The organism is Microbulbifer maximicatervae (SeqCode), assembly GCF_052467325.1.
On the sequence record NZ_CP174310.1, the window covers coordinates 555,711 to 575,771 of the forward strand.

Below are 20,061 nucleotides of genomic sequence, written 5' to 3' on the forward strand. Positions count from 1 at the left end.
AGGCCTGCGGCATAATAGTCAGTTCTGTGCTGCCAGGCCTTACTCGGTGCTGAAGGTGCGACTTGATCGTTGTGTTGTTGTGGCCAAAAAGGCTGGTTGAAGTGCCGAAAGGGAGGGGCCGTGTCGGAATTTCAGAATATAGGGCTGATCGGCCGAACAGAAAGTAAAAACGCAGTTTCGTCTTTAAAGCGCCTGATAGCTTACCTTGAGAGAGAGGGTTACAGTGTGGTGCTGGAGGAAGGCACAGCTTCCTGCGTTTCGTCCCACAGCGCGCGGGTGTCTACCAGAGATAAACTGGGTGAGCTATGCGATCTTGTAATTGTTGTTGGAGGAGATGGCAGTCTCCTTGGAGCGGCCAGATCCCTGGCGCGCTATAGCGTTCCTCTTCTGGGCATTAATCGTGGCCGCTTAGGTTTTCTTACAGATATCACGCCTGATCAGGTAGAGCAAAAGGTTGGTGAAGTCTTATCCGGTAAATACATGGCGGAAAGCCGGTTTTTACTAGATATGTCGGTCACTCGTGACGGTAGACCTGTTGGGAAGGGCTCGGCATTAAATGACGTGGTTCTTCACCCGGGTGAATTTATAAGGATGATAGAGTTTGATCTCTATATCGATGGTCAGTTTGTTTATACGCAGCGATCAGACGGCCTAATTATTTCGACCCCAACGGGCTCTACTGCATATGCGCTCTCCGGAGGGGGGCCCATTATGCATCCTAAGTTAGATGCAATAGTTCTGGTCCCCCTGAACCCCCACACTTTAAGCAGTCGCCCGATTGTTGTGGAGGGTAGTAGCGAATTCAAGTTGATCGTGGGGGAGCAAAATGTAGCAAAGCCCTATATTACTTGTGATGGACATGATCAGGTGGTAACGGAGCCTGGAGATGTTATTCGGGTCCATAAGAAGCCGCATCGCCTTACATTGATTCACCCTATTGACCATAACTTTTATGAGACTTGTAGGTCTAAGTTGGGGTGGGCGGAATGAGATTTCGTATTTTTAATAACAAGTCTTGCGTTCTATTGTTATCTAGATAAAAACTCTTCAAAAATATTAAAAACAGCGAGTAGTTGGTACTTTTCGGGAATATTATTGGGTCCAGGTGTTTGATATAGGTAGGGGGCTGCTCGATAAGCAAGCAGCACTTACCCTTTTATTCTGAGTCGTAGTTAGCCTTTTCTACTTCTCTTGTAATGTGAAATTTTTCTATTTATGAGTGGTCCGTCAGGGCGGAGAGTCTTTGCCATTTCCATAAGTGCCAAGCTTAGCTCGGGAGATTTTCCTTCTAGAAGGATTGCTGAATCTCGAAGAGCTTCAACCGAAAAGGAAGAGAAAATATCATTACACTTCTCAAGAAGTGTGGTGAGAACATCTTCGCAGCTTATAGGTGAGAGCTCAGGGTTTGAGTACATGGAGAAGTTGTCTGAGAATAGAGGCCTATTTGAGTTGCAAAAATTCAATGCAAGGTTCTTGTTAGATTTCTCATACTTCTGGTAGTAATCTTCTGCAGCGCTGGCTGTAGGGAGATGCTTCTCAGGGTTATTGGGTAGCGAATGGTAAAGAGCTCTTTTTATATCTGGATTTTTAATTGTTTTGTTGATTAGATGGCCATACTTTGATTTTACACTTCCCTCAGATTTGTTTTCTTTGGTGGGGGGCGAAAAATTTTCTGAAGGTAAATTTATACTTTGAATAAAATCTAGAAAAGAGTCCCCTCTGTAGAGTTTGTCCTTTTCAAATACACGAATGAGAACATTTCCAATACCAAAAACATCAGACCACATGGATAAACGTTGGTAGTAATTTAGATATTTCTCATGGCCGGGCGTATATTTCGGTAGGGCTTCTGTAGAGTATCCCCATAGTAGCTCTTCGGGCACTCTGTCTGGCTTACTTCCTTCCTGATGGTGCGAGACCAGGTGTGAGTCTTGTCTTCTCAGATATGTAATTATTTTTATTTCATGGAACTCTTTGGAGAGCCTTCTTTTGAGGGTTCTGAGTTCACTTTTTGAAAATATAAATGAGAAGTTTTCAGCAGAAATGATGACTTTTTCTTTATTTTCTTCTCGGAGTTTTTTAATGAGGAGGTCATAGTTTTTAATGAAAAAACCTTCCTTCATATCCTTGAAGGTTAGATAACGATTGGCTGCAGGTGTGCCTTCAAAGCAGTGGTAAGAAAAACCAAGCCGTTGAAGCTCTTTTTTCTGGCTGTGTAAACCTATCTGTATGCTGGTCGTGCCAGTTTTATGGCATCCGATGTGAATGTAGATAATCTGTTTTTTCATCTGAATTCCAGTTAATTAAATTCAGCTGTTTAGAAGCTTGCTATAGTCAAAAAGTCGCTTGATCAGTGGTCCCGAAGGGCGTAAGCGATGTGCTTCTTCTATAAACTTGTGGGCAGACAGATCATCTCTTCCTGTAGTTAAGTAGAACAATTCGCGGTAAATGTCAGCTATTTCAGTGCATTTGATAAAGTTGTCGGGGTTAATTGATAGGGGTAGCTGCATTGAAGAGGGTTGATTGAGCTTGTCTTCAACTTCAAAAATGCTATCTATCTTTAGGTTGTTGATGACGCTCGAATCTAGGTGAGGTTTCAAGGATGAATAATCTTCTATTGCTACCTCAAGATATGTTTTTAATTGATTGTACTCGGGCGAATTTTCTCTAAGGGAATCATGGATAGTATTGTATGCTAATTGGGGATTTGTTATCTTGTTGAGACACTTTATCCGCCTGAGAACTTCAGCCTCACCGAAAGGTTTGCTTTTGTTTTCTATTATTTTGGTTGCATTGGGGGAATCTATTCCTTGATGTGGGATATGGAGAAAGTTGCAAAAGTTTTCTAGGTGCTTATCTTTAAGTTTGTCATATGAAAAAAGATGAACGTTTTCTCTCCCCAAAGACTTTGACCACAAATCTATAGTTTTTTTGTGGTTTATTTGGTATTCAGGTTGCCTAGCGGCAAAGATTGAAAACTTGGGGGTGGGGTGCTCTTTACTAACTTGTAAATACCAAGATGCTAGGTAGCTAAGTGGATTGCGGAGGTAGCATATTGCAACAATATTGTGATTTTGTGCGGCATTGGCTATTTCGCCAATTAATCTTTCAGATGAGCTGTCAATAGAGAAATGTACAAACTCTTCCGAGGAAATTAATATGTTTTTATCTCCATGTTTATCTGAAATTTTGGATATTTCAGATAAACAGGCAGAGAAACTCTTCCTCATGTTTTTTTGAGAACGGGAGAACCAAAGGGGCAGTGTAAGCCCCTTTTCTCTCATTGCTGAAAGGGAAAGAAGTCCGTGGTTCGTCTTGTTGTTCTCAGGCCTGAATTGGCTTGGGTACAGGATTCCTGCATCTAAAAGCAGTGACGTATTGTCACTGCAGAATCTTTGGATTGTGCTTGTCCCAGTTTTGAAATAGCCGATATGAATAAATAAATTTTTCTTTTTCATGCTAGTCTTTTGCGCGATCTAAGTAGGATAGCCAGAAGGATTTTGTGTTTAGTTTTTCGGAGTTTTTAAGGTTCTCCTTTGCTGATAAAAACTTCTTCCTGGATTTGAGTGAAAATAGCGCAAATCTATATATTAATAGCATAAACTTCCGGCGACTTCTTTCAGCAATAAAGCCATTTTTTCCATCACCGGCAACAAATACGACTTTTCGTGCCCTCAGTAAAACCGGGTGCTGCCACTCAAGGGTTGAGGCGAATACTGTGCCAGGTGAGGTTGGAGATGTTCCCTTCCTCAGGGCAGCAGATGGCAGCAGGTGTCCATTTAAAGTTAATTTTGCCAGAAGCCACTTCAGACGTGAAGTTGAGTAATGGGGGGCATGTATGGACTGCATTAAGTTGTAATTCTGAGGGAGTTCACCAGTTTTTTCAGTTTGACTTTTTAGTAAGGCTTGATGAAACTCATCTGGGCGAATTTCTGAGAAGTGAGACTCCCCTTCCAGCGCATGATTATATGCGTCTAAAATCATATTTGCTGTCTCATATCGAAACATTAGCGCATGATGAAAGACTTTGATCTTTGCTCGGCGCAAGAACTTTTTATAGGTGAAGTCTTTATCCCTTTGCGACCTAGCAAGAAAGCAGTTTCGTTCTTCGTAATAATTTGAACTAGAAGCATATTTGTGTTCAAACGGGTCATGCCAAACTCCAATACCATTAAAGTCTATAATGCTCGCCCCTTTCTCCTTCAGTCTGAGGGAAAATTCAGCATCGTCCCAGCGGAAAAAGATAGGGTTTGGATATCCGGCATCGGATAATTCTTTGATTGGCCAAGCAAAGCACCACCAGGCGGCGTAGTCCCGAGCCGTTTCAGTATCATTGATCTTTAAATTGCTTGAAAAATTTAAGTCTAAATTATGTTTTAAGGGGATGAATAGATAGTCATCATTCAAAAGGGCTCCGTTTTCATGTTGCATGCTTGGACGATCTGATCTAAGCATGGATCCGCTAATTGAGAGCTTGCGATCTTTGGCATATTCAAAAATGGTTATTATTCGGGATATAACGATGGGGTCCAAAGTGATGTCGTCATCGCAAAATAAAACATGGGTTTTGTCTAGTTCTCGAGCTCTAATTAGACCTCTTGCAAATCCACCCGCCCCGCCATAGTTAGGGTTAGGTATAAGCTCAACAGACTCCTCGGCAAACTCATCCAGGGTTGAGCCATTGTCAACAATAATTGTTTCAACCTTATTTCTTGGGTGAGCCAGGGATGCTTGATGAATTGACCTTGCAATTTTTTTTACATAGCTTTCACGTTTATAGGTAGGTACTACGATACCTAGCTCAACCTCGTTAATTGGGCTTTCGTGCGTTAAAAGGCTAAATGTATGAAAGGAGCTTCCTTTTGATGCAGTTATAGAAAAGCAGATATTTGAGGAGTTAACGTAAGCCTCAGAGATATCAATTATTTTCGCATCGTCGTTTAGGCTGATCTGCTTTAAGAGCTTCTTTGAATTATCCTCAAGAATGTCATGTAATTCGACAACTATCTCGCCTGAAAATTTCAACTCAAGAAAAAGAGATTTTACATCAGTGTATTTTTTGAATTTTGCGCTACTAAAAAAGTTAAAGTAGGTGTCGAAGCTGATAGTGCTTCTTTCAAGGAAAAGAATATCTGAGTTTTCGTAGTTATATTGCGTTGCTTTGGGATCTCTTCTGAGATAAAGGTGTTCTTCAGAGCAGATTCCAATTTTAGGGAGCGCGCACTTGAATATGTGATTCATGTTCATAATCTGTTTAGTTCTTGAGGAATTTCTTTGCTGCATCGAGAGCTTCGCGAATGGTTACATCCATATCCAAGTATCTGTAAGTCCCAAGCCGCCCAACAAAAGTTACATCATTAATGCTATCTGCTGCCTTTTCATATGTTTCTAGAATTTCCACTTCGCCGGCTAAGCGAATAGGATAGTAGGGGATGTCATCCTCTTCACATGAGCGTGAATGTTCGTGATAAATTACAGTTTTATCATGATCCTCCCACGGGGCGAAGTGCTTGTGCTCAGTAATACGGGTGTAGGGAATGCTCTCCTCGGTATAATTAATTACCGCATTTCCTTGTGCATCTCCGTCTTGCGTGCTTCGTTTAAAATCCAGTGTCCTGTAGCCAAGTCGGCCATGCTTATAATTAAAGAAAGCGTCAAGAGGGCCTGACCAAAATGTATGCTTGTAATTTTCCCTTTCACTAGGGTCGAAGGGGGTACTTAGATGGACAGTGATATTTTCATGCTTTAGGATCTTGGTTACGATTTCGGTATAGCCATGCTTAGGCATGCCCTGATATGGGTGGTTGAAGTAATTATCGTCATAGTTAAACCGCACTGGTAGGCGTTTAAGGATTGAGGCGGGAAGCTCTGAGGGATGGAGCCCCCACTGCTTTTCTGTATAACCTTTGAAGAAGGCTTCATACAAATCCTTCCCAACAAAGCGGAGTGCTTGCTCTTCAAACGTTTTGGGGTTTTCGATGGATAGGTCTGCCTGAGATTCAATCCAGGATTTGGCCTCGCTAGGGGATAATGTTTTCCCAAAGAATTGATTGATGGTGTGTAGGTTGATAGGAAGGCTATACACGTTACCTTTGTAGATTGCCTTGACACGGTTTTTGTAAGGCATCATCTCAGCATATCTATTTATGTATTCCCACACTTCTTGGTCTGCGGTGTGAAAAATATGTGGCCCATATTTGTGGACCATTACGCCTGTCTCATTGTCACGCTCCGTGTGGCAGTTCCCTGCGATATGATCTCGTGCTTCAAAGATTTCAATTTTGTATCCAGCTTCTGCTAGCTCTCGGCCGATAACAGCCCCTGAGAATCCAGCACCGACAATGGCGATAGAGTTATTTTCTGAAGTCATTGCATTTTGCCCTGAGTTTTAGTTGTAAAGTGTAATAAAGCTTTGAAAATTTCTAGGCTCTCAATCCTTTTGCTGGGAAAGAGGCTGCAAATAGCTGCTTTTACAAAGAATCTAAAAAATAGGTAAGGAGTTGCTATTTTGTAGTGCTTTGCCGAAGTAAATAAAAAGTTTCTCACATCGTAGTATCTAATGCCTGGACGGAAGGTTCCATTTTTTGTGGGGTGAGCGACTCGAGCTTTTGGTTCGATGAGTGTTTTAAAGCCGATCTTTCTTGCCCTTAAGCACCACTCCACATCATCAAAATGCAGAAAGTAATTTGCAAATTTCTGGAGTTTCTTGGCCGCAGTTATAGGGATAAGCATACAAGCTGCGGATGAGTATTCGCTTTCAAAGCGTTCCAAGGGTAGGTTGTCGACAGCCTTACCATTAAAAAATAATTCTTGTCTGGCTTTCCACCAATTCACCTTAGCTCCGGCTTCTGTAACCTTCCTCGTATTTGACTTATCTATAATTACCCCACCAGTGATACATCTTCCTGATTCATTTTCTGCACTGGCAACTAAAAGCCTTAGCGTATCTTTTTGTGGGGTTGCATCATCGTCTAAAAGCCAAATGTAGCTTGCGCTATCCTGGGAAATTGCAATCCTGATACCTTCACTAAAGCCGCCAGACCCCCCAAGATTCTCGGGTAAGGTATGAACCCTAATGGAAGGCTTGATATTGTTATGGAGCTTAATAAATTCGTCAACTGCAGAAGCGGTGTTATCACTGCTATTGTTGTTGATAACTGTAATGCCATAAGCTTCCTTTGGGTAATCCAGGAGTGTAAGTAGCTTTAGCTGATCAAGTAGGTCTGCCTTTCGATTGTAGGTTACAATTACAATCTCAATGAATGGTGCAGAGGCTGATTTGTCAGTAATGTGCAACGTCAAATCAGTGTTCTCCTATATTAATCTTTAGCGGCAGTGGGCTGCTCTTTAGATGTGGGCGAACTATTTTCTAGTGTGCGTCGAAGGTTAGTGCACTCTTTATTTATTTCGGCTAATTGGTTCGCAATAATGTCTTCAGAAGCGGACACTAGTTCCGATAGCCTTGGAAGTCCAAGCGATTTGGGGGTTTTCTCACTGGAAAAGCTGACTCTTTGAGGGCTAATTGTGAAGTAGTTAAAGATTTGAGAAATCATGCGCGCAGATGCGCGTTTGTTCCAGCTTAAAAATGCGCCTTCCTTTTTGAGTTTGGGGTCTCTTGCAAGGCTTTGGCTGAGTTGTAGTCTTAGCCCCAAAAGTTTGTTTCGCGTTAGGATTGAAGTTGCGTAGATGCCTGCAATGCTAGAGGTAATATTCCTGTTGACTTTGCTGGTTTGGATTGAGTTTTGAGCTTCCGTAAGGTTTAGGCTGCTTAAAAAATCCAAGATAAGGTTTTCGTCTTTCCACTGATTTTTGTCATATGGGCGGATAATTACTCCATCGGGATATCCTTTTTCCCAGCGCTTAACAAATAGTGTTTTGAATGCTGCTCTATAGACATAAGGGTCTAGAAGGGTCGGGATATACTTTGCCGCTATGTACTGCCACTTAAAGGCTGTGTATGATTTAGCAGTTTTTAGTCTCTGCATTATCCCTGATTCTAGGTACTCATCGGCTCTACGAATATAAGCAATTACACGAGTGTCAGAATAGTTTAGCCATTTTTTAAGTAGGGCTATCTCGGGAGTCTTTAAAGTGCAAAAGGCCTCGGAGCTAAGAATGAGGTACTTTGGTTTGCTGGAGATTATTCTATCCAGCTTGAGCCAGCACTCGCCTTTTTTACCTGATCGAAGCTCTTGAAACAGACATTCGTGGTGGTTTCCTTGCTTTTGAAACTGGGGGTACTCTATACCTTGTGCTCTTAGGGCTGCTCGATTCTGGCTTAAAGTAGCTTGAATAGCAGTTGATCCGGTTTTATCTGAACCAATATGTACGTAAATCTTCATGCGGATACTGCCTCAGTTTCGTACATATCTAGGACTTCTTGGGCTCCCCCAATTGCGTTAACCATTCCGTTCTCTATCCACAGCACTCTGTCACAGAGTTTTCTTAATGTTGGGGTGGAGTGGGATACTAGAACTACAGTCTGATTTGACTGCACTTTTTCCTTTAGCGCTTTTGTTGATTTCCGTTTAAAATCTTTGTCGCCCACCCCTAGGATCTCGTCAAGTAGTAATATATCTGGCGTTGCGTGAATTGCCGTGGCAAATCCGAGGCGAGCTTTTTGGCCAGCAGAAAATGTACCAACGGGCTCTTTGATTGTGTCGCCAAGACCTGAAAATTCTATAATAGCTGGAATTAACTCTTTAGCATCACGGATGCTGCTTCCTTGGGTTACCAGCGCCATAAGAGCATTATCAATACCGCTCAGATTTTTATTGAATCCCAATCCAAGTGATAGTAATTGCGACTTAATTTGGGGTTGCCTGTGAATTTTTCCACTGTTGGGGGAGATAATATCAGCAAGCAATTTAAGCAAGCTTGATTTGCCGGCACCATTTCGCCCAATAACGCCAAGTGTTTCGCCAGGTAGCAGTTCAAATGAGATATCCTTGAGTACCCAGTTCGGCTTTGTGAATAGGCTCAACCTTCCACGGTAGGCGAGGCCTACTTTTGAAAATGTTAATATCGGCGAGCTCATAGCAGCACTCTTGGGTAAGTTCTATCCAACGCTTTAATCAGGGCTAGGGCGGAGATAAGGGATATAGCTCCAACAATGAGTGGGTAGGCTAACTCTCCAATCGCGGGCATTTGGTTCTCTAGAAGAACCTTTCTGTAGCTAACAAAAATTTCAGCAAATGGATTGAGAAATAGAAGCTCCTGAACCTCTGGCGGGCGGCTGCCTATATCGAAGAAAATACCTGATGTGAAAAGTACCCCGGTTACGGATAGAGGTACCAAGTGTCGTAAATCGGGCACCAGAGGTATGGTAGCCGCAGCTAACAAGCTTAGCCCGAGATTAATGACAAGCTGGGAGAAAATGACAGGGATAAGTCCTAACCATGCGACGGAGGGGGCAAACCCCGAGAGCCATAGCGCACCAAAAAGTATTGGTAGGACGCATACAAACCTCAAGAGCATAGATAGATTGATTGAGCAAGCAAATATCCACTTGGGCAAGTAAAATTGGCCAAGTATCCCTTTGTTGTTAACTATCGATTCGGCGCTATTGCTGATGGATGACGCAAACCATTTAAATGGGAGCATGCCACACAGCAGGAATGCTAAAAATTCTGGCCCAGCTTGGTTGCCGCGGAATCCAGATGCGAATGCGAAGTAGAGAAGCCCTGTGAGAAGAAGTGGCTCCATTACCCACCAGACAGTTCCTAGGTAGGTATTTTCCATGTCCGCTTTTAAGGCGTTTACGCCCCTGAGCCAAACAATATTGAAGTGATTCTTAAGCATCCAGGTGTTACGGTTACAAATAGGAGTGGCATTATAAAGGCACAGAAGCGCCAAATATACAGTAAAAGCTTTAGAAACAACAGCTTACATGCTGTAAACTAGTACGTTGAATTTGTAAAGGCCGTATGTTTTGGTACAAAAAGTAACCGCAGCTCATTGTTATAGGACGTTCCTTCCTGAAACGCATGGAGGGCTGGAACAGGCCATATTTCAGATGGCTCGATCCGGAGGTGAGGTATTAGCCCTCTCTTGCAAGCCCGGCTCTTATGAGATTGAGCCCGGCTTGCAAGTTCGGGCTAGTCGCCGCTGGTTTTCTTTCAATTCAATGTGTTTTGGACCGGGTTTGCTACTGGATGTATGGCGTAGCAAAGCGAAAGTGTTGCACTTGCACTTTCCTTGGCCTTTTGGTGATCTTGCCTACCTATTTGCAGGCAAGCGGCGCCCCTTGGTTGTGACTTACCATTCTGATGTGGTGAGGCAGAGGTGGCTGCTGAAGCTTTACACCCCTCTCATGAATCGTTTTTTTGCCAAAGCGGATCGTATCGTCGCTACTTCTGAGCAGTATGTGGCAACAAGCCCTGTTTTGCAGCGCTGGAAGCATAAGGTCTCTGTGATTCCCTTGGGGGTTGATGAGGATACCTTGCCGCCCCCGCGTGAAGACGACTTGAAGCGTATTGAGGACACCTATGGCCAGGGTTTCATGCTTTTTGTTGGTGTTCTTCGTTACTACAAAGGCCTTGAATACCTGGTTCGCGCAGCTGAGGGGACTGGCTGTCGCATATTGATTGCGGGGGCGGGACCAGAAGAGGGGCGTATGCGCGCTCTTGTTTCTAAACTGGGCCTGAACAACGTTGAATTTCTGGGGTTTGTATCCGATGAAGAAAAGGCAGCATTGTATAGACTATGTGGTGCTGTAGTTTTTCCTTCTCATCTGCGTTCTGAAGCCTTTGGGGTCACCTTGATTGAAGGGCTTATGGCCGGTAAGCCGCTTATAAGTTGTGAGATAGGCACCGGTACAAGCTTTGTAAATGAGAATGGTGTAACTGGCCATGTGATACCTCCAGCGGATAGTTCCGCGCTCCGGGCGGCTATGAATGACCTCAGCTCCAACCCTGAAAGAGCTAAGATAATGGGGGCTGCAGCCCGCCAGCGTTATGAGACTCTGTTTACGGGCGAGAAGATGCGAGAATCGTATCAAGAGCTTTATCGGGAAGTTCTAGGGTCTGATGTTGGTAGTGAGGTGATTGACTCCGACAGGAGTTCCTGTGCTTAGGATTGGTGTTGATGCCAGGCCGTTGTCAGTTGTCACTACAGGTATTGGCCGTTATACGGAAGCCCTCATTGAACGTATGGTAAAAAGCGGGCATGAATGGTTCCTTTATAGTGATGCGCCGCTCCCTGAGAGGTTCTGTGATGCAGCTAATGTGGTCGTACGTACAGGGAAGGTTGGGCGTAAATCACTGGGTACTCTTTTTGCTCAAGCCCGCTTCCCATCCTGGGCTAGGCATGATGGCTTGCAGGTATTCTGGTCCCCCAGGCATCATTTGCCACTGATGATGCCGTCTTCAGTAAGCCGGGTGGTGACGATTCACGACATGGTTTGGGCGCGCCTTCCTGAAACTATGTCTGTATTTGGTAAACATCTAGAGCGTGGGTTGATGCCCCCTTCGGTAAACTCGGCGCAAACGGTGATAGCGGTATCAGCATTTACCGCCGATGAGCTCACAGAGTTAATGCCGAAGTCTGTGGGTAAGACTGTTGTTATTCCCGAAGCACCTTTCCTGGAAAATACTGACGACCGCATTGATGGGGAGTATTTCCTTTTCGTCGGTACTCTGGAGCCCCGGAAAAATTTGGAGCGCCTGCTGGCCGCATATCGAGCTTACTTGGATATGGCTACTCAAGGAGCATTGCCGCTTTATATTTGCGGTGGGCAAGGCTGGGGGCTGCCTCGATTAAGTGATGTTATTGAGGGGTTGGGTTTAGGTGAAATGGTAAAGGTGCGGGGTTATGTGCCTGATCACGAGTTAAGAGGCTTGTATCATAATGCCAGAGCTTTGCTTATCCCTTCGATTTATGAGGGGTTTGGGCTGCCTATTGTTGAGGCGTTTTCGCAGAATACGCCGGTTTTGACCTCTAATACTGGAGCTATGCGGGAGGTGGCTGGAGATGGAGCTATTTTAGTCGACCCTCTTTCGGTTTCTAGCATGGCTAATGGTATCCATCAGCTGCATTCAGATTTGGATTTGGTCCATAGCCTTCAGGAATCTGCATGCGCTCGGGTAAAAGAGTTTTCTTGGGATCGAGCAGCGGAAGCCACCTTGAAGGTGTTGGAGGAGGCTGCTATCAACGGGTAGCTGGCTTTGGTTCATCTTTTTATAGCGCTAGCTTCTACACCATTCTCTTTTCGGGCGGGTCTCTGGCTATTCCCTGAAGTATGTTTGTGTTCTGCGGTTTCAAGGTTGTGGGGCTTTAAGCCTTATCCAAATTTATTTTCTCATTGATTGTTTCGGTCTTCCCTTAAGGTTGTCAGGTTCTAACTGCCCTGGCTACTGTCGAAATTCCCATCTATCTCTCTCCTGATCCAGTTGTTGAAATCCCCGCCCATCCTGTTTGTTGGCCAATGTTGTAGGTTGCTAATTCCAAGTGTTGTGCTAATCGTTTAGTCAGTGCGTGATGATTCAAATGTCTAACAATATCTGCAATTGGTGCTGCTATGCGGGTTAAATTTTCCGTGATTGTTCCGGTCTATCAGCAGTGGCACTTCATTGAGGAGCTGATTTGTTGCTTGGAGTCTCAGGTCATTTCAAGGGGCCTTTTTGAGCTTGTACTGATATCAAACGACGGGAATTCTCCATCCTTTTTAGGGGGGGGGGAGTTTTCATATTAAGACGGGAACGTGCAAAAAGCCTGGATCTTATGCGGCAAGAAACAAAGGGGCAGAGTTAGCCGAAGGTGATTGGCTTATATTTACGGATGCTGATTGCCTGCCGGATTCAAAGTGGATAGCTGGAATTGATAGGGCGATTGGGTGTTGGGGAGGGAGTGTGAAGTTGTTTGGCGGTGATGTCCGAAGCCAAAAGCAATATGGATTTTCTAACATCTATGAAGTCTATGACTTTATGAGGGGGATACCACAAGAAGTTTACGTATCTGCAGGAGTAGCGGCTACAGCAAATATGGTAGTGGATCGGTTTTTGTTCCTGAAGCTTGGCGGATTTAGTGAGAATTCCTTTTCGAGTGGTGATTTTGAGTTTTGCAAAAGGTTGAGGGCTAGAGGGCACCAAGTTTTATTTCTGAAGTCTGCTTTTGTCCATCATCGAGTTAGATGTTCCTGGCAATCTGTAGCGACAAAAGCAAGGCGGATAAAGGGAGGGCAGTTTTCTCTCTCTCAAGGGGCGGGGAGGTTTAAGTTGATCCTATATACCCTTCTTCCGCCGGTAAGGTCGGTCGTATTTTTTTGGCAGAAAAGGGAAATTTATATTGGTTATAGATTGTTGGCAACTTTCGTTCAGATAAGGTTGTGGGGGGTTGAAATATGGGAGGTGGCTCGCTTGATGTTAGGGGCGAAACCTGAGCGACATTGATTTTTGTAAGTGTTTGGACGGTATTGGTTGTGGAGAGGTGGTGCGCTTGTATACCAATAATTCTAACAGGCTGAGACATGAAAAAAGCATTAATAACGGGTGTAACAGGCCAGGATGGCTCTTATTTAGCTGAATTTTTATTGGCGAAAGGGTATGAGGTTCATGGGGTTAAAAGAAGGTCCTCTTCATTTAATACGAGCCGCATAGATCACTTGTACCAAGGGCCGCAAGATGACAGTAGAAGGTTTTTTCTTCACTATGGAGACCTTACCGATACGAGCAATTTGACCCGAATTCTTCAGGAGGTGCGGCCTGATGAAATCTATAATCTGGGCGCTCAGTCACATGTTGCGGTCAGTTTTGAATGCCCTGAATATACTGCAAATGTGAACGGGCTTGGAACCCTCAGAATACTAGAGGGGATGCGTCTTCTGGGGTTGGATAAAACCAGATTTTACCAAGCCTCAACATCGGAGCTTTATGGTGCTGCCAAAGCTACCCCTCAGAATGAAAATACTCCTTTTTACCCTCGCTCTCCATACTCAATAGCAAAATTATTTGCTTATTGGACTGTGGTCAATTTCCGCGAGGCCTATGGCTTATATGCTTGCAATGGAATCTTATTTAATCATGAGTCATCACGGCGTGGTGAAACTTTTGTTACTCGAAAGATAAGCCGGGGTTTGGCAAATGTTGCCCAAGGTTTAGAGCGGTGCCTGTATTTGGGGGAGCTGAATGCACTGAGGGACTGGGGTCATGCTAGGGACTATGTTGAAATGCAATGGATGATGTTGCAGCAAGAAAGTCCTAGGGATTTTATCATCTCTACAGGGCTGCAATACTCCGTTCGAGATTTTGTTCGTAATTGTGCTCAAGAGTTGGGGATAGCGATAGAGTTTCATGGAGAGGGGCAGAAAGAAGTAGGTGTTGTTGCTTCAATTGTGGGAGAAGATGCTCCAGCAGTTAAGTGTGGAGATGTAATTGTTAAAGTGGACTCTCGTTATTTTCGCCCGACAGAAGTGGTGTCACTAGTAGGTGACGCCTCATTGGCTAGGCAAGAGCTGGGGTGGGCACCTAAAACAACCTTGAAAGATTTAGTTGGGGAGATGGTTAAGTATGATTTGAGGGAAGCGAAGCGGAATTTGTTGTTGGCTGGCAATGGTTATCGCACTGAGCCTATTTTTGAGGAGTAGTTAGTGAAATACTCCCAGAGAGTTTTTATCGCAGGTCATCGGGGTATGGTTGGTTCGGCATTAATTCGGAGGCTGAGACCGGTAAAAAACTGTGAGGTCATTACTTGCCCTCGAGATTCGCTGGACTTGACAGATGCTAATGCTGTTTCTGATTTTTTTAATTCGGAATCGATTGATACTGTTTATTTGGCTGCGGCAAAGGTGGGGGGCATATTGGCGAATAGCAGGCTCCCAGCTGATTTTATTTACCAGAACCTGATGATTCAAGGCAATGTAATCCATCAGGCGCACAAGGCCGATATCCAAAATTTGTTGTTTATTGGGTCGTCTTGTATTTATCCAAGGAATTCCCCCCAACCGATACGGGAGCGGGACTTGCTTGGTGGTAGTCTGGAGCCGACTAACGAGCCTTATGCTATTGCCAAGATTGCCGGAATTAAGTTGTGCGAATCGTACTCAAGGCAGTATGGACGTAACTATCGCAGTGTTATGCCGACAAACCTTTATGGTCCACATGATAACTTTGACTCTGCAAATTCACATGTTATCCCTGCATTAATATATCGTTTCCATAAGGCCAAAAATGAAGGGCTGCAGAATGTCAGGATTTGGGGGAGTGGTGATGTTCGACGAGAATTTCTGTATGTAGAGGATATGGTTGATGCGTTGGTGTTTGTAATGGGTTTGGAAGATCGAGTATATCGATCCGTGACAGAGCCTATGTGCTCCCACCTAAATGTGGGTACTGGGGTGGATTGCACTGTTAAGGAGCTGGCTTATTTAATCGCCGAGATCATTGGGTTTGAGGGAAATATTACATTTGACAGGTCGATGCCTGATGGTGTGCCGCGGAAGTTGCTAGACACCTCAAAGCTATCGAAGTTGGGGTGGGATTCCCAGACTTCCTTGGGAGTAGGGTTAAAGAAAACATACGACTGGTATAGAAGTATTTTACGTTGATCGAATGTCAGATATTGTAATTTGTACTAAAGTTCTCAAGAGAGGTTTTACTTTTCACGAAACGACAACTTGAGACTTTTTGTGATAAAAATAAGCCTGATAACGGTTTGTCTAAATAGTGCTGACACCATTCGCGACACAATACTATCCGTGTTGGCTCAAGATTATGCAAATATTGAGCATATAATTATTGATGGTGGCTCTACTGATGGCACGCTAGAGATAATATCTGAGTTTAAAGACCAAGTCGCGGCAGTTGTGTCTGAAAAAGACTCAGGTATTTATGATGCTATGAATAAAGGTATATGCCTGGCGTCTGGCGATATAGTCGGCACAATTAACTCTGATGATGTCTATTCTGATAGTCGTGTAATTTCAAATGTTGTTAATGAATTTTTGGTTTCGGGAGCCCAATCTGTCTATGCAGACCTGGAAATTGTGGCTCGTAATAATTTAAGTCAAAGAGTACGTTTCTATGGCTCCAGTAAATTTAGGGTTTCAAAATTTCGCTGGGGCTGGATGCCGCCCCACCCTACATTTTTTGTACGGCGTGACTGTTATAAAAAGCTAGGTTTATATAAAACCAACTACCGTGTTGCAGCAGATTTTGAATTGCTAGCTCGTTTTCTTCATCGGGATAAAATCAGCTTCAGGCGCTTGCCAAAATGTATTGTGAAGATGCGTGAAGGGGGTGTTAGTTCCCAAGGCATTTGGGGGCGGATTCATCAAAACCTGGAAATTGTTAGGGCTTGCAAAGAAAATCATATCTACACAAACTTTTTCCTGATTCTATTTAAAGTACCTCTTAAACTGCTCGAATACACAGGAATTGGCCTTACCCACAGGCGGTGAAGGCCAACCTTTCCCTGCTTGATTTGAAGTGGCTCCTGTTAAGAGAACAGTGAGGGCAGGGCGCTATCTGCTTCACGGGGTTCACTTTCAGGTTTCGCGTTCACTAGTGAGTCGACTATTGCTTTCACCTTATTGATGTCCAAAGGACTAGCCGGTGACTTGTAAATAGCGGCGTCCAGAACTGCTTGGAGCTGATCCAGCTCATGGATGTTCAGTTGCCTCGCGGTCTCAGCCAAGCTCTTCCCATTTACTTGCGGCCACTTTGCAGCAAGCCACTTTAAAGTGGCTTGCTGGATATGGATGGGGTTCTCACTCTCCAGAGCTTTTTTAAGGGCACGGGTTTCACGTTGTAAGTCGGGAGCCTGGGTGTGGTTGCTAGGTATTTGCTGGGCGGGTTTGTGCCTCTGAAAGAAAAAGTACAGCACCCACAGTAAGTGAGAGCCAATCGCGATAATAGCCAGGTTGCGCCAAAAATGGCTCACAGTACCGACTTGTTCGGTGGGTGTAGCTGACTGAGGTACTTTAGCACTGGTTTCATTGTCGCTGGTTACTGCAGCAGCAGTACCGGAAACTGAGAAGCGGAATGCCGGTAGTTGAGTGGTGCGTTGTCGTTGGCTTTTTGTATCCCACCAGGTCACAGTGACGGGAGGAAGCTCGTAGTCCCCGGGTTGTGTAGCCACAATCGCGGTTGTCTCAATACGGCTTCCGGTAACGCCGTTGGGCCCAACCTGGTCTTCTTGTTGCGGTTGATCGGGGTAAGTTTTAAGGCCATCCACGTTGAGTTTGGGAAGTGGGGGCAACTGTGCGGCCCTGAGCCCTTCGGCACGTACGGTAAGAATTCGGGTAATAGGTTCGCCTACGGCAAAGGTGTCCGGGTCCTGGCTCCAGCTTTGAACAATGCCGAGACTGGCAGCGGGCAGCCATTGGCTGCCAGAGTAGTCAGCGGGTTTTGGCAGCACTTCAATAGACTTCTCCTGGGAGCGAAGTCGAAGCCTTTGACTGTTGCGATTAAATAGGGAGAAGGGGTCCCTGCGCCCAGCGATGGCCACGTAGGTTAGTGCGGGTATGCTGAGCTTGCCCGAGCTATCTGGGAAAACGGCGTAGGTAACTTCGTAAACCGCATGGCTCACATCATTGAGCTTGCGCTCATATCGCTGCTCATCGACTTTTTCTGCATGAGCGCCGGCAACCTTGAGAGGCTCTGTTGCGATATCGTGTAAGCCGATAGTGGTGTACAGGCGAATTTTTACCAGCAGTTGCTCTTGGACATAGACCTTTTCCTTGTCGAGTGTTACTTCCAGAAAAGCCTGCTTTTCACCGCCGTTAGGTCCACTTTGCGCCTCGGTGACCGTGACGGGAACCGCATCGGAAACCTCTCCTTGATAGTTAAAAGAGGGGATAAACAGTTTGCCTTCCCGTTTGGGGGCTAGCGCCAGTACCCACTCGACAAAACTCTCTGCACGGCCATTGATAACGCGATACTGGTTGGACTGTTGGCGTGAGAGAATATCGAAATCCTGTTCCAACAAGTCAAAGTCCGGTTGTCCACCACTTTTGTCTCCTGAATAGCGCACACGTAAATTGACTGTCTCATCAATTCCAATCTTATCTCTATCGACCGTTGCGCTGAGATCGCTTGCTAAAACCGGTGTCGACAGACAAAGTGCTATTGCAAGAAGTAGCAAAGCGAAGGCGTGGCTGAGTGGGAGGCTCCAAAGTTTTATTCGGTTGTTAATGATTGCGTCCATAGGCATTTTTGAAATCAGTGTCCTTGAATCCAGCGACATTGCTCTACTGTTCTTTACCATCTTTGTGTCGCCCCATTTTCCGGTGGCTCCCACTCTCCGCTGCGATAGGCACGGCGCCTTTGCAGGCTCTCGTATTTGAACTTCTCGCGCATCAGGCCGGCTGGATCATCGGGAATTTGACGGAGCCATTGGTCCAGGGCTTGTTGGGTTTCCTGGTCGAGTGGGCTTTCTTCAGCCCCAGTAGGCTGCGATTCCCCTTGCAGCGGTTGTTCTTCACCCTGTTGTTCGCTCTCCTGCTCTTCCTGGCCCTTTTCTTGGGAGCCCTGCTGCTCCTCACCTTGGGGCTGTTGCTCAGAGGACTCTGATGAACCAAAGGGCTGTTGATTATTGCCCTGTTGTTGCTGCTCGCTGGACTGCTGTTCGTTGTTCTCAGCTTGCTGCTCTTGGTTTTGCTGTTGTTCCTGGCTCTGCTGCTGGCCCTGCTGGTTCTGTTCCTGCTCGCTTTGCTGCTGTTCACCGGACTGCTGTTGGGATTGCTGCTGTTTTTCTTGCAGCTCTTTCAGCTTTTCAGCAATTTCTCGATTGTGCTCGGCATCGGCAAACTCGGGCTGCTTTTGCAGGGCTTCATCGTAGGCTTTGATAGCTTTGTCGTAGTCCCCCTGTTGCACCAGGCTGTTGCCAAGATTGTACAGACTCTGTGAATTATTACTTTGGGCGAAATTTTCCTGGGCCTCTGCGTAGTTGCCTGCGCGATAGTTGGCAGTGCCTTTCCATTCGGGGTTGTGAAATTCTTGCGCGGCCTCTGCCGGCTGTCCCTCTTCTAATAGGCGCTGGCCCTGCTGGTCTTTGCGTTGCCATAAATCCTGCCACTCAATAGCCTGGCTTTCACTTGAAACCCCAGTTAGCAACAGTAAGGGCAGGGCGCATGCCAGAGCTCCCCGACGGAAGAGTAGGGCTGCAAAAGGTAGTATTAAAAGGAGTAATAGCGGCCCTTCATCCCGCCATTGGTCGAACTCCCTTTCAGTGAGCTGCGCTTGTTGCGGGCTGTCAGTTTGAGGCAGTAAATAGTCGATATCGCTGTCATTTACTGTAATTTTGGCAAAACGCCCCCCGCTGGACTGGGCGAGCTGGCGAAGCTCACTGGCATCGAAATTGGAGATGACGATGGCCCCTTTACTATCGGTCACAAATCCACCGGTATTCCCCCGTGGGATGGGGCTGCCCTCACCGCTGCCCACGGCGAGTATGCTCATCTCAACTTTTGCGTTGGACAGAGCTTTGGCGACCTCATCAGCGGCCACTGAGTCTATGCCATCGGTAACGGCAAGTAATTGCCCGCGTCCGGCAGCTCCGTCCTTTAACAGGCGAATCCCGGTATCGACGGCCATTTCGATGTTGCTGCCGGGGACGGGCATGATTGAGGGCGACAACGCGGGTACCAGATTGGCGATAGTAGCCGTGTCCTCGGTAAGAGGGGTGACGACATGGGCTTCTCCGGCATAGGCGACGAGCGCGGTGAGGCCGTCTTTTCTCTGGCGCAAAATATCCAAAATTTTAAGGCGGGCGCGGGTTAGTCGATTGGGCGAGAGATCTGTCGCCATCATGGACGGTGACAAGTCTAGCAGTATGACCAGGGCATCCTGGTTGCTGTACACCGGAGTTGGCAGCTTGCGCCAGGCGGGGCCGGCCAGAGCGATAATCATCGCGACCAGCAGCGCAAATATTAATGCGAATAACCAGGGTCTTTTACTGCCACCGCGCAGTAGAAGGTGAGGCAGCAGATCTGGGTCTATGACCTTTTGCAGTTGAGCGCTGTTGAGCACCATCTTTGCCAATCCCCAACAGAGTAGTGCTGCGGGAATTAGCAGCCACAGAACCCCAGGGCGCAGGAAGTGGAAGGATTGGATTAGGTCGAGCATA

General features: G+C 45.7%; 17 protein-coding genes and 1 pseudogene. 8 read left to right on the plus strand and 10 right to left on the minus strand.

The features are described from left to right. The first annotated feature begins 120 nt into the window (after positions 1-120). The gene (locus tag ACJJIE_RS02820; protein WP_282932288.1) at positions 121-990 is read left to right on the plus strand and encodes an NAD(+) kinase; all 870 of its coding nucleotides are present in this window, start codon (positions 121-123) and stop codon (positions 988-990) included. 182 nt (positions 991-1,172) lie between these two features. Here ACJJIE_RS02820 and ACJJIE_RS02825 read toward each other — a convergent pair whose 3' ends face one another. Genes ACJJIE_RS02825 through ACJJIE_RS02860 form a run of 8 tightly spaced genes read right to left on the minus strand, consistent with a single transcriptional unit; the run spans position 1,173 to position 9,741 of the window. Further along, positions 1,173-2,288 (minus strand): hypothetical protein, encoded by a 1,116-nt coding sequence (locus ACJJIE_RS02825; RefSeq protein ID WP_444893477.1) that lies wholly within the window; start codon positions 2,286-2,288, stop codon positions 1,173-1,175. A 21-nt stretch (positions 2,289-2,309) separates the two neighbouring features. Beyond that, positions 2,310-3,458: a hypothetical protein gene (locus ACJJIE_RS02830; RefSeq protein ID WP_444893478.1), complete on the minus strand. Its 1,149-nt coding sequence runs from the start codon at positions 3,456-3,458 to the stop codon at positions 2,310-2,312. Position 3,459: 1 nt separating this feature from the next. Beyond that, positions 3,460-5,241, minus strand: coding sequence for a glycosyltransferase family 2 protein (locus tag ACJJIE_RS02835; protein WP_444893479.1), 1,782 nt, complete (start codon positions 5,239-5,241; stop codon positions 3,460-3,462). Positions 5,242-5,254: 13 nt separating this feature from the next. Then, positions 5,255-6,370 carry a UDP-galactopyranose mutase gene (gene glf, locus ACJJIE_RS02840; RefSeq protein WP_444893480.1) on the minus strand — a complete coding sequence of 372 codons (1,116 nt, stop codon included), beginning with the start codon at positions 6,368-6,370 and terminating at the stop codon, positions 5,255-5,257. Next, positions 6,367-7,302: a glycosyltransferase gene (locus tag ACJJIE_RS02845; RefSeq protein WP_444893481.1), complete on the minus strand. Its 936-nt coding sequence runs from the start codon at positions 7,300-7,302 to the stop codon at positions 6,367-6,369. Before ACJJIE_RS02845 ends, glf begins: the two co-directional genes overlap by 4 nt. A 17-nt stretch (positions 7,303-7,319) precedes the next feature. Further along, entirely contained in the window at positions 7,320-8,342 is a 1,023-nt protein-coding gene (locus tag ACJJIE_RS02850; RefSeq protein WP_444893482.1) for a hypothetical protein, read from the minus strand. After that, positions 8,339-9,037: an ABC transporter ATP-binding protein gene (locus ACJJIE_RS02855; RefSeq protein WP_444893483.1), complete on the minus strand. Its 699-nt coding sequence runs from the start codon at positions 9,035-9,037 to the stop codon at positions 8,339-8,341. The genes ACJJIE_RS02850 and ACJJIE_RS02855 overlap by 4 nt, the downstream gene beginning before the upstream one ends. Then, positions 9,034-9,741 (minus strand): ABC transporter permease, encoded by a 708-nt coding sequence (locus ACJJIE_RS02860; RefSeq protein ID WP_444893484.1) that lies wholly within the window; start codon positions 9,739-9,741, stop codon positions 9,034-9,036. The genes ACJJIE_RS02855 and ACJJIE_RS02860 overlap by 4 nt, the downstream gene beginning before the upstream one ends. A 274-nt stretch (positions 9,742-10,015) precedes the next feature. On the opposite strand from ACJJIE_RS02860, the gene ACJJIE_RS02865 reads away from it, so the two are divergent. The 7 genes and pseudogenes from ACJJIE_RS02865 (at position 10,016) to ACJJIE_RS02895 (ending at position 16,393) form a co-directional block, all read left to right on the plus strand. Then, positions 10,016-11,074, plus strand: a complete 1,059-nt coding sequence (locus ACJJIE_RS02865; protein ID WP_444893485.1) for a glycosyltransferase — start codon at positions 10,016-10,018, stop codon at positions 11,072-11,074. Further along, entirely contained in the window at positions 11,067-12,158 is a 1,092-nt protein-coding gene (locus ACJJIE_RS02870) for a glycosyltransferase family 4 protein (RefSeq protein WP_444893486.1), read from the plus strand. Before ACJJIE_RS02865 ends, ACJJIE_RS02870 begins: the two co-directional genes overlap by 8 nt. A 528-nt stretch (positions 12,159-12,686) precedes the next feature. Continuing rightward, positions 12,687-12,800: pseudogene (locus ACJJIE_RS02875) on the plus strand (glycosyltransferase family A protein); the annotation flags it as partial. Positions 12,801-12,848: 48 nt separating this feature from the next. After that, the gene (locus tag ACJJIE_RS02880) at positions 12,849-13,388 is read left to right on the plus strand and encodes a glycosyltransferase family 2 protein (protein WP_444893487.1); all 540 of its coding nucleotides are present in this window, start codon (positions 12,849-12,851) and stop codon (positions 13,386-13,388) included. 77 nt (positions 13,389-13,465) lie between these two features. Then, positions 13,466-14,581 (plus strand): GDP-mannose 4,6-dehydratase, encoded by a 1,116-nt coding sequence (gene gmd / locus ACJJIE_RS02885; protein ID WP_444893488.1) that lies wholly within the window; start codon positions 13,466-13,468, stop codon positions 14,579-14,581. A 3-nt stretch (positions 14,582-14,584) separates the two neighbouring features. Then, positions 14,585-15,541 (plus strand): GDP-L-fucose synthase family protein, encoded by a 957-nt coding sequence (locus ACJJIE_RS02890; RefSeq protein WP_444893489.1) that lies wholly within the window; start codon positions 14,585-14,587, stop codon positions 15,539-15,541. A gap of 81 nt (positions 15,542-15,622) precedes the next feature. Next, positions 15,623-16,393, plus strand: coding sequence for a glycosyltransferase family 2 protein (locus ACJJIE_RS02895; protein WP_282932300.1), 771 nt, complete (start codon positions 15,623-15,625; stop codon positions 16,391-16,393). Positions 16,394-16,431: 38 nt separating this feature from the next. On the opposite strand, the gene ACJJIE_RS02900 is transcribed toward ACJJIE_RS02895, so the two are convergent. Further along, entirely contained in the window at positions 16,432-18,201 is a 1,770-nt protein-coding gene (locus ACJJIE_RS02900; RefSeq protein ID WP_444893490.1) for a BatD family protein, read from the minus strand. Then, positions 18,195-20,060, minus strand: coding sequence for a vWA domain-containing protein (locus tag ACJJIE_RS02905; protein WP_444894740.1), 1,866 nt, complete (start codon positions 20,058-20,060; stop codon positions 18,195-18,197). The genes ACJJIE_RS02900 and ACJJIE_RS02905 overlap by 7 nt, the downstream gene beginning before the upstream one ends. Between the last annotated feature and the right edge of the window lies 1 nt (position 20,061).

Coding starts and splice junctions, on each gene's coding strand:
- ACJJIE_RS02825 (WP_444893477.1), bottom strand. CDS start 2,288: ATGAAAAAACAGATTATCTACATTCACATCGGATGCCATAAAACTGGC.
- ACJJIE_RS02830 (WP_444893478.1), bottom strand. CDS start 3,458: ATGAAAAAGAAAAATTTATTTATTCATATCGGCTATTTCAAAACTGGG.
- ACJJIE_RS02835 (WP_444893479.1), bottom strand. CDS start 5,241: ATGAATCACATATTCAAGTGCGCGCTCCCTAAAATTGGAATCTGCTCT.
- glf (WP_444893480.1), bottom strand. CDS start 6,370: ATGACTTCAGAAAATAACTCTATCGCCATTGTCGGTGCTGGATTCTCA.
- ACJJIE_RS02850 (WP_444893482.1), bottom strand. CDS start 8,342: ATGAAGATTTACGTACATATTGGTTCAGATAAAACCGGATCAACTGCT.
- ACJJIE_RS02855 (WP_444893483.1), bottom strand. CDS start 9,037: ATGAGCTCGCCGATATTAACATTTTCAAAAGTAGGCCTCGCCTACCGT.
- ACJJIE_RS02860 (WP_444893484.1), bottom strand. CDS start 9,741: ATGGAAAATACCTACCTAGGAACTGTCTGGTGGGTAATGGAGCCACTT.
- ACJJIE_RS02865 (WP_444893485.1), top strand. CDS start 10,016: ATGGCTCGATCCGGAGGTGAGGTATTAGCCCTCTCTTGCAAGCCCGGC.
- gmd (WP_444893488.1), top strand. CDS start 13,466: ATGAAAAAAGCATTAATAACGGGTGTAACAGGCCAGGATGGCTCTTAT.
- ACJJIE_RS02900 (WP_444893490.1), bottom strand. CDS start 18,201: ATGGTAAAGAACAGTAGAGCAATGTCGCTGGATTCAAGGACACTGATT.
- ACJJIE_RS02905 (WP_444894740.1), bottom strand. CDS start 20,060: ATGCTCGACCTAATCCAATCCTTCCACTTCCTGCGCCCTGGGGTTCTG.